The organism is Sphingomonas citricola, assembly GCF_019429535.1.
GTDB classification, from domain to species: Bacteria; Pseudomonadota; Alphaproteobacteria; order Sphingomonadales; family Sphingomonadaceae; genus Sphingomonas; species Sphingomonas citricola.
Genome location: NZ_JAHXZM010000001.1, coordinates 600170 through 613248 on the forward strand (window position 1 = coordinate 600170; position 13079 = coordinate 613248).

General features: G+C 68.3%; 10 protein-coding genes. 1 reads left to right on the forward strand and 9 read right to left on the reverse strand.

The features are described from left to right. Positions 1 to 21 precede the first annotated feature (21 nt). The 9 genes from KZ810_RS03065 to KZ810_RS03105 all read right to left on the reverse strand — a co-directional run bounded on the left by KZ810_RS03065 (position 22) and on the right by KZ810_RS03105 (position 9727). Complete coding sequence (locus KZ810_RS03065) at positions 22 to 582, reverse strand: CHAP domain-containing protein (protein ID WP_219767497.1); 561 nt, start codon at positions 580 to 582, stop codon at positions 22 to 24. Between the two features lie 48 nt (positions 583 to 630). Beyond that, on the reverse strand, positions 631 to 1551 hold the full coding sequence (locus KZ810_RS03070; RefSeq protein WP_219767498.1) for an AraC family transcriptional regulator: 921 nt from the start codon (positions 1549 to 1551) through the stop codon (positions 631 to 633). A gap of 67 nt (positions 1552 to 1618) precedes the next feature. Further along, positions 1619 to 2473: an AAA family ATPase gene (locus KZ810_RS03075; RefSeq protein ID WP_219767499.1), complete on the reverse strand. Its 855-nt coding sequence runs from the start codon at positions 2471 to 2473 to the stop codon at positions 1619 to 1621. 99 nt (positions 2474 to 2572) lie between these two features. Next, a complete protein-coding gene (locus KZ810_RS03080) occupies positions 2573 to 3226 on the reverse strand; it encodes a DUF6975 family protein (RefSeq protein ID WP_308461473.1) in 654 nt (217 codons plus the stop codon). A gap of 163 nt (positions 3227 to 3389) precedes the next feature. Beyond that, positions 3390 to 4283 (reverse strand): nitrogen regulation protein NR(II), encoded by an 894-nt coding sequence (locus tag KZ810_RS03085; protein ID WP_219767500.1) that lies wholly within the window; start codon positions 4281 to 4283, stop codon positions 3390 to 3392. A gap of 191 nt (positions 4284 to 4474) precedes the next feature. Then, on the reverse strand, positions 4475 to 6505 hold the full coding sequence (gene rpoD, locus KZ810_RS03090; protein ID WP_219767501.1) for an RNA polymerase sigma factor RpoD: 2031 nt from the start codon (positions 6503 to 6505) through the stop codon (positions 4475 to 4477). Then, positions 6505 to 8415: a DNA primase gene (dnaG, locus tag KZ810_RS03095; protein ID WP_219767502.1), complete on the reverse strand. Its 1911-nt coding sequence runs from the start codon at positions 8413 to 8415 to the stop codon at positions 6505 to 6507. Before dnaG ends, rpoD begins: the two co-directional genes overlap by 1 nt. 138 nt (positions 8416 to 8553) lie before the next feature. Continuing rightward, the gene (locus KZ810_RS03100; RefSeq protein ID WP_219767730.1) at positions 8554 to 9174 is read right to left on the reverse strand and encodes a peptidylprolyl isomerase; all 621 of its coding nucleotides are present in this window, start codon (positions 9172 to 9174) and stop codon (positions 8554 to 8556) included. A 4-nt stretch (positions 9175 to 9178) separates the two neighbouring features. Further along, entirely contained in the window at positions 9179 to 9727 is a 549-nt protein-coding gene (locus KZ810_RS03105) for a homogentisate 1,2-dioxygenase (protein WP_219767503.1), read from the reverse strand. A gap of 112 nt (positions 9728 to 9839) precedes the next feature. Here KZ810_RS03105 and KZ810_RS03110 point away from each other — a divergent pair, with 112 nt between their 5' ends. Then, positions 9840 to 13058 carry a cytochrome P450 gene (locus KZ810_RS03110; protein ID WP_219767504.1) on the forward strand — a complete coding sequence of 1073 codons (3219 nt, stop codon included), beginning with the start codon at positions 9840 to 9842 and terminating at the stop codon, positions 13056 to 13058. Positions 13059 to 13079: the final 21 nt, after the last annotated feature.

Below are 13079 nucleotides of genomic sequence, written 5' to 3' on the forward strand. Positions count from 1 at the left end.
GTTTGCGCGCGTCGGGGCCCGTCAGTGCGCGCCAGCACCCGGAACATAGGCGTCGATCAGCGCGCCGACATAGTCGGGATTGCGCCCGGTCAGCTCGCGCGCGGTGTCGCCGGTGCCGTAGATGAAGCCCTTCACCGGATAGATGCTGCCGCCGAGACCGTTCGAGTCGCGGTACCAGACCTTGACCCGACTCCAGTCGTTGTCGTCGGATACGTCGTAGAGCGTCACGTCCTGTTCGGCGTGGCCGCGTTCACCGTTCTGGCGCGACCAATTGGCGTGGGTGAGCATGAGCACGCGGTCCTCGACCACGCGGCTGACCACCGCGACGTGACCCAGACGGAGCTGCCCGGTCTTCGCAAACACGATCACCGCGCCGATCTTGGGCGTATGGCCGCGTTTGTAGCGTCCCTCGGCCTGATCCCACCACGTCCAGGCGTCTCCGTAGATCTGGATGCCCGAGGCGGCGCGTGCGAAGGGGACGCACTGCCCGACGTAATCGAGCAGGGTGGCGGAGGCCGGCGCGGCGAACAGCGCGGAAACGGCGGCGGCCAGGGCGATGCACGTGGGGGGAACGCGAACCATGCGGATGTGGTAGCGCGCGCATTGTAAGGATGCGTTTGACGGGCGTGGTTAGCGCTTCGTTACCGATGCGTCGGCCGCCGCCCGCGCGACGTCGCGGCGCGCACGCATGATCGCGAGGACGTACGGGTTGTTGCGCTGTATGAAGCGCCTGGGCGTGGTGTCGAGGAAGCGGCGGGCATCGCGCAGGAAATGCGACTTGTCGAAATAGGTCGGCGCGATGTTGGCGTAATCGGCCTCGCCGCCGGCGAGCATCATCCGCACGAGCGACCGCATGAACCGCGCGCGCACCAGCAGGACCTTGGGCGGGTAGCCGAAGTAGCGGACCGACAATCGCCGAAGCGCCGCCGGGGAAAGGCCGAGCCGATCGCAGGCGGAAGCAATGTCCTCGGTCTGCTCGTCGTTGATCACTTCAATGAGGCTGCGGATCGCCTGATCGTGCGGGGTCGGCGGCAGCATCTGTGCGCGGATGAACGTGTCGAGGATCGGTGTTAGATCGGTGACGAGGTCGGCGGCGCGCAACTGCTCCACCAATGCCTCCACGGCGGCCGGGGGCATCAGCGTGTCCAGCGGTACCACCTGATCGCGCACCTTGTCGGCGCCGCGCGTGAACAGTCGCGACCAGCCGAGCGCGGTGATGCCGACGCCGACGGTGACCCCGCCGTAGGTGGTCGTCTGCATCGCGCGCGTGGTGGTGCCCCACAGCGCGGCGACGGGCACGGGATCGTAACGTCGCGGACCGATCCGCAGCGACACCGGACCCGGCGTCAGTGTAAAGCGGAGCATCGGCCACGATGGCAGCGGATAACTGATCGCGCCGGCGTGGACCTGCGGGTCTGAATCGAGCACGTAATATTCGGTGACTAACGCGCGCAGATCGGGCGCGGGTACTTCGATGCGGAGCGCGGTGGCGGCGGGCAATTGCCACGCACCCGCGTCGACGCCCGCAACGCCACTCCCGCTCTCGATCATCCCGCCTCCGAACGTCCGGTGAGCGAGCGCGGCTAGCAGGCGATCGAGCGGGCGGGAAGGGGCCGTTTCAGCCTTTGTTGGCCTGCCGCCGCGCCATGAAGGCCAGCCGCTCGAACAGCATCACGTCCTGCTCGTTCTTGAGCAGCGCGCCGTGAAGCGGCGGGATCGCCTTGGTCGGATCGCGGTTCTGCAGGACCTCGAGCGGCATGTCTTCGTGCAGCAGCAGCCGCAGCCAGTCGAGCAATTCGCTGGTCGAGGGTTTCTTCTTCAACCCCGGCACCTCGCGGACGTCGTAGAAGATGTCCATCGCGCGGGACACCAGCATCTTCTGGATGCCGGGGAAGTGGACGTCGACGATCGCCTGCATCGTGTCGCGATCGGGGAATTTGATATAGTGGAAGAAGCAGCGGCGCAGGAATGCGTCGGGCAGCTCCTTCTCGTTGTTCGAGGTGATGACGACGATCGGGCGTTCGACCGCGCGCACCGTCTCCTTCGTCTCGTAGACGTGGAACTCCATGCGATCGAGTTCCTGCAACAAGTCGTTCGGAAACTCGATGTCGGCCTTGTCGATCTCGTCGATCAGGAGGACGGGCGGGGTGGGGCGGGTGAAGGCTTCCCACAATTTGCCGCGGCGGATGTAGTTGGCAATGTCGTGGACGCGCTCGTCGCCCAGCTGACCGTCGCGCAGGCGCGCGACCGCGTCATATTCGTACAGGCCCTGCTGCGCCTTGGTGGTGGATTTCACGTTCCACTCGATCAACTCGGCGTTCGCGGCCTTCGCGATCTCGTGCGCGAGCACGGTCTTGCCGGTGCCGGGCTCGCCCTTGACCAGCAACGGGCGACGCAGCGTGACCGCGGCATTGACCGCGACCTTCAGGTCATCGGTCGCGACGTAGCTCTGCGTTCCCTGGAAGCGCTGCATGGGCAATCCCGTCCTGTTCGATTGTTCGACCGGGATAGCGGACTGGCGCGGCGCGATGCAAGCGGTCGACTTAAGCCGCAACTTGGACAGGCGCCGGTATCAGGCGCGGTCGCGTGCCGAGGCGCGCGCCTCCAGCAGATGCCACAGCCCGCGGTGCTGCGCGAGCATCTGCTCGGCACCAAACAGCATCGCGCGGTCGACCGCGGGGGTGAGCATTGATTGCGCGAGGATCGCCTCGATCTGCGCCGCGAAGTCGTGCACCACGCCCGGACCTGTCCCGAACAGGCGCCGTGCCGCATTGTCTAGCACCGCGCGGACCGCGACCCAGTCGAGCGTCAATGCGACCGCCGCACCGAGCGCGCAGCCCGCGCGGTCGGACGCCGACAACCGGTCGAGTACCTGCCGCTGCATGACGAGCGCGGCTTCGCTCGCGGCATGTCCCGGGGTCGATGGCACCGGGCCGACATCGGCAGCGAGCCGCGCGAGGAACGCGCGCTCCTCCGCCCGAACGCCCGCGACGCGTTTGATCCAGCCTTGCAACGCCGCGTCGGCGGCCGCGAGCTGAGGCGGGCGGCGTTCGGCCGAACCGTGAACCGTGCAGAGCGCGTGGACCGCATCGGCGAGGTCGCGCATCGACGCGGTCGGGCGCGTGAGCAGCGTCGCGTGCGGCGCCGTAGCGGTACCATCGGCCGCGACCAGCGACGCGATGGTGCGCGTGCCGACCGACCATGCTCCGCTCGATGCAACAACCACGCGCGTCTCCGCCTCCACTCACGATCGCCGGCCCCCCGGCTGGTTCGGGATAGCAAGCGAGTGTGAAGGCCGGGTTTACGCGCATTGCGGGTGAAGGCGCGGGCGCGCGGGCAGGGTTACGTGGGCGGCGTAAGGCGCGGCGATGACCGGGGGCGGGGAGTGGCTAGGCGGCCGCGGGGGTGACGATGACGCTGACCTCCTCAACACGCCCGCCCCGCTCGACCGGGGCGAGGCCGAGCGCGACGGGTGCGGCGGTGGCGCCGCGGACAAGCAGATGCGCGCGCGTCCCGACCGCGGCGTTGTTCGCGCAGACATAGTCGATCATGTCGCCGACACGCGCCCGATCGGCGACGGCGACGAGCGTCAGGAAGCGCGCGGTGGCGAGCTGATCGGTCGTGGTGCCGGTGATCCGCGCGAGCGCGTCGTCGGGGGCGATCAAATAGCCGCGCGGATTGATCCGCGCACGTGCCGCGACGTTGGAGACGTGGATCGCGCGTTCGAGCGCGTGAAGTTCGGCGGTACGGGCGCGCGCCTCTTCCGCCGCGGTCGCATCGCGCGCGACGAGCAGGCACCCGTCGCCTAGTGGATCGAGCCGTGCGTGCAGCCGTCGCTGCGGATAGCGATCGGCTATGAGGTCGAGCGTTTCGGCGGTGCCGCTGTCGATGACACGCGTGACCGCATCGTGGAGAAAGGCGCCGCTCGCCTCCGACACGTGCCGTGCGGGCTGATCGATCCGCGCCCCGCCGCCGAATCTGGTCCGCGCGGCGGGGTTCGCGTGCGCGACGCGGGCCCCGCGACCGAAGACCAGGATCGCCTCGTCGAGCAGGTCGGCGAGCGCGTGGGCGGTTTTCGACGGGTCCGCCGCGTCGCCGAGATGCGGGGTGCACAGCGTATTCATCAGGTCGAGCGACAGGAGCACGAGGCGCAGCCGACCGCGGTGGTGGATGTAGACGGGCGCGCGCGCCGCACGGTCCTGCCATGGGCCGAAGTGGCGGACGAGTTCCGATGCGGTGACCTGCTGTTCGGCGTCGAGCTGGGGGCGCGTTGTGTAATTCATGCGACGACGCTGGTCCCGCTACGATCACGCGTAAACGGCTTCGCTCAGAAATGGATGTTTCGCCCGGGTCGGATCAGGCGCAAAGGCGCCGAAATGGAGCATCTGTCGCGCGTGAGCGCGCGTAAACGCCCAGGTATCTGCCGCCGGATAAAGAAACGCCGGCGGGATGATTTCCTCGCCGGCGCTCGTCGTTATTGATCCAGGAAGCTGCGCATCTTGCGGCTGCGGCTCGGGTGTTTGAGTTTTCGCAAGGCCTTGGCCTCGATCTGGCGGATACGCTCGCGCGTGACCGAGAATTGCTGTCCGACCTCCTCGAGCGTGTGGTCGGTGTTCATGCCGATGCCGAAGCGCATCCGCAGCACGCGCTCCTCGCGGGGAGTGAGGCTCGCGAGGACGCGCGTCACCGTTTCCTTGAGGTTCGCCTGGATTGCCGCGTCGACCGGGATGACCGCATTCTTGTCCTCGATGAAGTCGCCGAGGTGCGAATCCTCCTCGTCGCCGATCGGCGTTTCGAGGCTGATCGGCTCCTTGGCGATCTTCATCACCTTGCGCACCTTCTCGAGCGGCATCGAGAGGCGCTCCGCCATCTCCTCGGGCGTCGGCTCGCGACCCTGCTCGTGGAGGAACTGGCGGCTAGTGCGGACCAGTTTGTTGATCGTCTCGATCATGTGGACCGGGATGCGGATCGTGCGTGCCTGGTCGGCGATCGAGCGCGTGATCGCCTGGCGGATCCACCACGTCGCGTAGGTGCTGAACTTGTAGCCGCGGCGGTACTCAAATTTGTCGACCGCCTTCATCAGGCCGATGTTGCCTTCCTGGATCAGGTCGAGGAACTGCAAGCCGCGGTTGGTGTACTTCTTCGCGATCGAGATCACGAGGCGCAGATTGGCCTCGACCATCTCCTTCTTCGCGATCCGCGCCTCGCGCTCGGCCTTCTGGACCATGTTGACGATGCGCCGGAACTCGGCGAGCCCCATGCCGGTCTGCTGCGAGATCTCGGCGATCTCGCTGCGGATACGCTCGACCGCCGCGGCCTCGTTGGTCGCGAACGCAGTCCACTTCTTGTCGATGCCGGTGACCGAGCTGAGGAACGTGTCGTCGAGCTCGTGGCCCATGTAGCGCTTGAGGAAGTCGGCGCGGCTGACCTTGTGACGCTCCGCCAGGCGCAGCATCTGGCCGCCCAGCGCCGTCAGGCGACGGTTGTACGAGTAGAGCTGGTCGACGAGGAACTCGATCTTCGCCTGGTGGAACTGGACGCTCTCGACCTCGGCGGTCAGCTCTTCGCGCAATTTCTGGTACTTGCGCTCGTCGGCGGCCGACAGCTCGTTGCCGCCGCCCATCGCACCGAGCCGCGTCTCCTGCATCTTGGAGAATTTCTTGTAGAGCGCCGTGATGTTGGCGAACTTCTCCAGCGCCTGCGGCTTGAGCGTTTCCTCCATCTGCGCGAGGCTGAGGGTGTTGTCCTCATCCTCGTCGTCGCTGGGGCGCGGCGCGCGCGGCTCACCTGACTCGTCGTCGTCGTCGGCCGAAGGCTCCTCGGCGACGTCGTCCTCTTCCTTGAAGCTGGTCCCGGCGTTCTTCTCGCTGATCTCGCCGTCGTCGTCCTCGGCACCCTCGACCTGCTCGGCCGACGGACCCTTCGACAGCATCGCGTCGAGATCGAGGATCTCGCGCAGCTGCATCTGGCCTTCGTTGAGCGCGGTGGACCAGTCGATGATCGCGTTGAACGTGATCGGGCTCTCGCACAGCCCGAGGATCATCGTGTCGCGCCCGGCCTCGATCCGCTTCGCGATCGCGATCTCGCCCTCGCGCGAGAGGAGCTCGACCGCCCCCATCTCGCGCAGATACATGCGGACCGGATCGTCGGTACGATCGACGGTTTCTTTTTTCTTCTCGACGACGGGCGCGCTGCTGTCCTGATCGGCGTCGGCGGCCTCGACCTCGTCGTCCTCGGGGCGTTCCTCGGTCTCGCCTTCCTCGCCCTGTTCGTCGTTCTCGACGATGTTGATGCCCATCTCGTTCAAGGCCGAGGTAATGTCCTCGATCTGATCGGACGACATCTCGCCCTGCGGCAGCGCGTCGTTCAACTGATCATAAGTGATGTAGCCGCGCTTCTTGGCGCGCGCGATCACCTTCTTGATGTTCGCGTCGTTCAAGTCGATCAGCGGCGCATCCCCGTTGTCCTGAGCCTCGGGTGCTTCCGCCATATTCGCCTTCGCCATCAATTGTCCTCGGTACCTAGCGCGCGGGCGTCTTCGTTCGCCTGCACGAGATTTGCAAGCCGCACGTCCAGCGCCCGTTGTTCGTTCACCAATGCCACTTGTCGTTCAAACGCTTCGTCGGTGAAATGCGTCTGCATCGCCGAGGTCGCCTCCGCGAGCGCCGCATCCACTTCCGGGCGCGAGACAAGAATGGCGATCGCCTCGTCGAGATCCTCGCGCGCCTTGTTCTCGTCCGCCGACTTGCGCGTGAACGAATAGGGCATCGTATCGGCCCTGAGCAGATCGGACGCGACCTGTTCGAAACCGGACCGTGCCAATATGGTAACGAGGCGCTGGCTATCAAGCGCCCCCTCCCGCCGCGACCGGTCCTCGAGAGCCACGTCGACCACCGCCTCGAACAGCCGGCCGAGCGCGCCGTCGGCGAGCTTGAGGCTGCCGAGCACTTCCATGTGGGTGGCGATCTCGGCCGGGTGGCGGATCAATCCGGCGAGCACCGCTTTCGCGAGCACGCGGTCGATCCCGCCCGCGGCGCGTACCGCCTTCGCGTCATCGGTGACGGGGGCGGGGGGCGGCGACCATTTCTGCCCGGCGCGGCGCTGCTGGTAGGGGAAGAATGGGGTGCGTGGCTGGAGCCCGCCCGCGCCCTGCCGCCCGCGCGCGAACTGCTGATCGAAGCGGTGGCGAAATTCGGCGACGTATTCGGACTTCACGCTCGGGTCCGCGATCGCGTTCGCGAGATCGGACAGGCGGCGCTTCAAACCGGCGCGCTGCTCGGGTGTGTCAAGCGGCTCGGCGGCCAGCTCGTGCTTCCACAACCGCTCGACGAGCGGCTCGGCCTCGCGCACCAGTGCCTCAAACGCGCGCGCGCCGCCTGCGCGCATCAGGTCGTCGGGGTCCTGCCCCTCGGGCAGCGTCACGAACTGCAGGCTGCGGCCCGGCGCGAGCATCGGCAGCGCGCGGTGCGCGGCGCGGATCGCGGCCTTCTGCCCCGCGCTGTCGCCGTCGAGGCAGACGGTCGGGACATCCACCATCCGCCACAATCGCTCGAGCTGCGCCTCGGTCAGCGCGGTGCCGAGCGGGGCGACGACCTCGCCCACGCCGCCCTGCGCGAGCGCCACTGCATCCATGTAACCCTCGACCACGAAGACGCGGTCGGCTTTTCGCGCGGCCGCGGAGGCGCGGTCGAGATTGTAGAGCGTCCGCCCCTTGTCGAACAACGGCGTGTCGGGGGAGTTGAGATACTTGGGTTCGCCGTCACCGATGATCCGCCCGCCGAACGCGATCACGCGCCCGCGCTGGTCGCGGATCGGGATCATTAGCCGCCCGCGGAAACGGTCATAGGGTTCCTTGTTGTCGACCTGGATCAGCAGACCTGCCTCGACCAGCATCGCGTCGCCGAAATCCTTGAGTGCTGCGCGCAGGCGGCCGCGGCTGTCGGGGGCGTAGCCGAAGCCGAAGGTGCGCTGCGCCGCAGTGCCGACGCCGCGACGGTCGAGCAGCGCACGGGCCTCCGCGCCGTCTAGCCCGCCGAGCTGGCTCACGAACCAGTCGGCGGCGGCCTGCATCACGTCGTGGAGCGACTTCGCGCGTTCTGCCTTTTGCGCGGCGCGCGGGTCGGCCTGCGGTACCTCGAGCCCGGCGGCCGCAGCCAGCTCCTTCACCGCGTCGATGAAGGGCAGGCCCTGATGATCGGTCATCCAGCGGATCGCGTCGCCGTGCGCCGAGCAGCCGAAACAATGGTAGAACCCCTTCTCGTCGTTGACGTAGAAGCTGGGCGTCTTTTCATTGTGGAATGGGCAGCAGCCGCGCATCTCGCGGCCGGCACGCGTCAGCTTGACGGTTTTCCCCACCAGCGCCGACAGATGCGTGCGGCCACGCAGCTCGTCGAGGAAAGCGGGCGAAAGCGACATCGCGCGATTCTACCTATGCCGGAACGGCGCGCGCGCGACAATGTGGCGAAAAGGTAACGGTTTACGGCGTGTCGGCTGGAAAGGCTGTAGGGTCTGCAAGACGGCAAACGCTTCAGCGCTCGCCAGCCAGCAAACGTGTCAGGGCTCGCGTCGTGCGCTGGCGATGCGGATCGTCGGTGCGAGCATCTGCCCCTTCATCACCCCGACGCCCTCGGTCGGCGACGTCGGCGAGGCGAGGATGCGGCGGATCACGTCCATCCCCTCGATCACGCGACCGAATACCGCGAAGCCCGGCTCGTTGTCGTGCGCGTCCATCGATTTCAAATCGCCGACCACGACGAAGAAATCGCCCGCGGCAGTGCCCGGCTTCGCCATCGCCATCGACACCGCGCCGTCGACGTGGCTGAGGCCGGTCTTGCTGGTCGGCTCGAACGCGACCGGCGGCAACGTGCGCTTGGGATCGTTGCGCGTCCCGAACTGCGCGAGGCCGAACCCGTCGCCGACCTTCACCGCGCGGTAGAAGCCGACGCCGTCGAGCTTCTTTGCGTCGACGTAGCGCAGGAAATTGGCGGCGGTGAGCGGGGCATGCTCGCGGTCGACCGCGATCACGATCGGCCCTGCGGCGGTATCGAGCCTGACCTTCACCGGCGCGCGCGCGGGATCGGTAACGGGCGCCGTGGTGGCGGCGGGCGCGGGCACCGGCGTCGGTACCGGGGCGGGGGTCGTCGCTTGTGCGAACAAGGCGAGGAACGGGAGCATCATGTCACTTCACCCGGACGATGGTGGCGGGAAGCGTCGGCGCGGGCGCGCCGGTCAATTGCATCACGTACCGGCCCGGGCGCAGCGGGAAGTCGACCAGTTTCGCGACGCCGGTGCAGCGCGGCCCCATCGCGTGCGCGCTCGACGCGACGCCGGCGCGGCCCCGGACGACATCGATCCACGCCTTTTGCCCGAGCGCGACGCGGTACGTGCCGGGCCGCGTCACCTGGAACATGACGAGCCCGGCGTAGCTGCCCGCGGGCGGTGTCTTACCCGGCGCGATCCGCGGCTGGACCTCGCCCAGCGGGGCGAGCCGCAGGTCGGCGGCGCGCGCGATGCCGAGCACGGGGGCGTTGCGCGGCGCATTGCCCGCGGTGAGCGGCGTGCGCTGGCTCCAGTGCGACAGTTCGGGCGGGATCGCGACGCGGACGTTGACGCAACCGGGATCGGTCGCGGGATCCTGCATCGCGGCGGCGGCGGGGTGGGTGACGCCGACGGCGGCGGCGATGCCGGCGACCAGCGGCTCGAGCATCGTGGGCAGGAAACGGACCATGCCGTCCCTCTACCGCCCACGCGCGCGCGCCGCCAGCCTGCCGTCGCGGCAACTTGCGCCGCCGCGAACGCTGTGTTGAACGCCGCCGACGCGCAACGGAGCATTGGCGATCATGGCGAGCGAACCCAACGACATACCCGCGGCCGCGCCCGTCCCGATGCCGGCGGCGCTGCCGGTGATCGGCCACCTGCACCAGATCGCGCGCGCCGGGCTGATCGGCCACCTGCTGCGCGTCAGTCGCGACATGCCGCAAGGTATCTTCAAGCTGCGGTTCGGCAGCCGCGTGTCGATCTTCGTCACCGATCCCGATCTCGTCGCCGAGCTGTCGGACGAGACGCGCTTCCGCAAGATGCCGGGGCCGGCGCTGCGCGTCGTGCGCAAGTTCGCGGGCGACGGACTGTTCACCGCGTTCAGCGAGGAGCCGAACTGGGGCAAGGCGCACCGTATCCTGCTGCCCGCCTTCTCGCACCGCGCGATGCGCGGCTATTTCGACATGATCGTCGAGGTGTGCGACCAACTGGTCCCCAAATGGACGCGCGCGGCGGGCACCGACGTCCACGTCGCCGACGACATGACGCGCCTCACGCTCGATTCGATCGCGATCGCGGGGTTCGGGCACCGCTTCAACTCGTTCGAGCGCGACGAGCTCGACAGTTTCCTCGTCGCGCTGGGGCGGGCGCTGTCGGAGGCGCTCAACGTCATCACGCGGATGCCGATCCAGCGGCGCTTCGCCAGGCGCGCGGCGGCGCAGTATGAGGCCGACATCGCGGAAATGAACGCGCTGGTCGACGGGATCATCGCCGACCGCCGCATCAACCCCAACGACGGCCGCGATCTGCTCAACCTGATGCTGACCGCGATCGACCCGGAGACGGGGGAGGGGCTCGACGATCTCAACATCCGTTATCAGGTGCTGACCTTCCTGATCGCGGGGCACGAGACGACGTCGGGGATGCTGACGTTCGCCTTTACCTACCTGCTGCGCAATCCCGCGGTGCTGGCGCAGGCCTATGCCGAGGTCGATCGCGTGCTGCCCGGCGATACGCGGCCCGATTACACCCATGTCGCGCGCCTCGAGGTGATCGAGCGTATCCTGAAGGAAGCGCTCAGGCTGTGGCCGACCGCGCCCGCGTTCAGCGTCGCGCCGTTCGAGGATCAGGTGATCGGCGCGCGCGCAGGCCAGCCCGGCTGGCGGATGCGCAAGGATCGTCCGGTCAACATCTTCACCCCCGGTCTGCACCGTTCGCCGCACGTGTGGGACGACGCCGAGGAGTTCGACATCGACCGCTGGCTGCCCGAGGCCGAGGCCGCGCGGCACCCGCACGCCTACAAGCCGTTCGGCAACGGCGAGCGCGCATGCATCGGGCGGCAGTTCGCGATGGTCGAGGCGAAGATCGCGCTCGCGATGCTGCTGCGCCGTTTCGCGATCAGCGATCCGCACAGCTACAAGCTGCGCGTCAAGGAAACGCTGTCGATCAAGCCCGACGAATTCACGATGCGCGTCCGGCTGCGCGGTGACCATGAACGCTTGCAGCTGGGCGAGACCGCGGCGGCGGACGCGGCGGTCGAGGTCGGCGCGGTGGCGGGATCGGGGCAGCGCTTCGTGCTCCTCTACGGCACCTCGCTCGGCACCGCACGCGATGTGGCGGAGGAGATCGCCGAGCGCGCGCGCACCGACGGGTTCGACGTCGTCGTCCGCTCGATGGACGAGAGCTTCAAGGGCGCCGCCGCGCCCGCCGACAAGGTGATCGTGATCGTCACCGCGACCTACAACGGTCGCGCGCCCGACAGCGCCGTCGAGGTCGAGCGCGCGCTCGATGCCGGGGCGTTCGACGATGCCGACTGGTCGGGCGCGCGCTACGCGGTGCTCGGGATCGGCAACAGCCAGTGGCCCAATTTCCAGGCATTCCCGAAACGCGTCGATGACGCGATCGCGCGCGCGGGTGGCGAACGGCTGGTGCCGCGTGGGCAGGCCGACGGGCAGGGCGACTTCGACGGCGCGGTTGCGGCGTTCGTGCGCGATCTGTGGCACGCGCTAGGCGCGACCGCCGAGCCGGCGGCGAATACCGCGACGCTGTCGCTTGTCCCGGTCGACGCCGCCGAGACGCGCGCGCGCGCCTTGCCCGAACATGCGCAGCGGCTCGAGATCGTCGCCAACGACGAACTGGTGCGTCCGGCCGATGGTTTATGGGATTTCGCGCAGGAGCCGCCTCGGCCCTCGACGCGGTTGATCCGCGTCCGTCTGCCCGAGGGGCAGCATTACGCGGCGGGCGATCACGTCGCGATCTACGCGCGCAACCGGCCCGAACTCGTCGCGCGCGCGCTCGATTTGCTGGGCATGAACGGCGCGAGCCAAGTGCGCGTCGATGCGCAGGGTGGACGCTTCAAGCATCTGCCGGTCGGCGCGACGGTGACGGTGGAGCAGTTACTGACCGACTTCGTCGAATTGTCCGAGGCGGCGTCGCGGCGCGCGCTCGCGGGGCTGCGCGCGGCGACACGGTGCCCGCATACGATTGCCGCGCTGGACGCGCTCGAGGCTGATTACGACGCGCAGGTCGCCGACAAACGCGTGTCGCTGCTCGACCTGGTCGAGCGGTATCCGGCAGCGGCCGTGACGCTCGAACGGTTGATCGACTGGTCGCCCGCGATTCAGCCGCGCTTCTACTCGATCGCGTCGTCGCCGCTCGTCTCGCCCGACGTCGCCGACCTGATCGTCGGCACGATCGCGGCGCCCGCCTGGTCAGGGCTCGGCGAGCATCGCGGCTTCGCCTCCGATTACATGAAGGCACTGGAGCCGGGAGAGCATGTCTTTGGATACGTGCGGCGGCCCAATCCGCCGTTCGCGCCGCCCGCCGATCCCGCGCAGCCGATGATCCTGATCGGCCCCGGCACCGGCTTCGCGCCGTTGCGCGGCTTCCTTCAGGAGCGCGCGGCGCAGGCCGAGGCGGGCGATGAGGTCGCGACCAGCCTGTTGTTCTTCGGTTGCCGCCATCCCGAGCACGACTGGTTCTGCCGGGACGAGATGGAGGCCTGGGCAGCGCGAGGGCTCGTCGAGCCGTACCTCGCTTTCTCCGCGGTGCCGTCGCATCCGTGGCGGTTCGTGCAGGACGCGCTCTGGGCCGAGCAGGAGCGGGTCTGGCGCGCGCTGGAGGCGGGGGGAAGCGTGTTCCTGTGCGGTGACGGACGCTACATGGCGCCAGCGGTGCGCGACATGTTGGTTCGCATCTGGATGCAACAGGTCGGCGGCGAACATGCGCAGGGCTCGGCGTGGCTCGAGCAGATGATCGCCGACGGGCGTTTCCATCAGGACGTGTTCGGCTTCGGCAAATAGTCGCGCTGCAACCGCGACGCG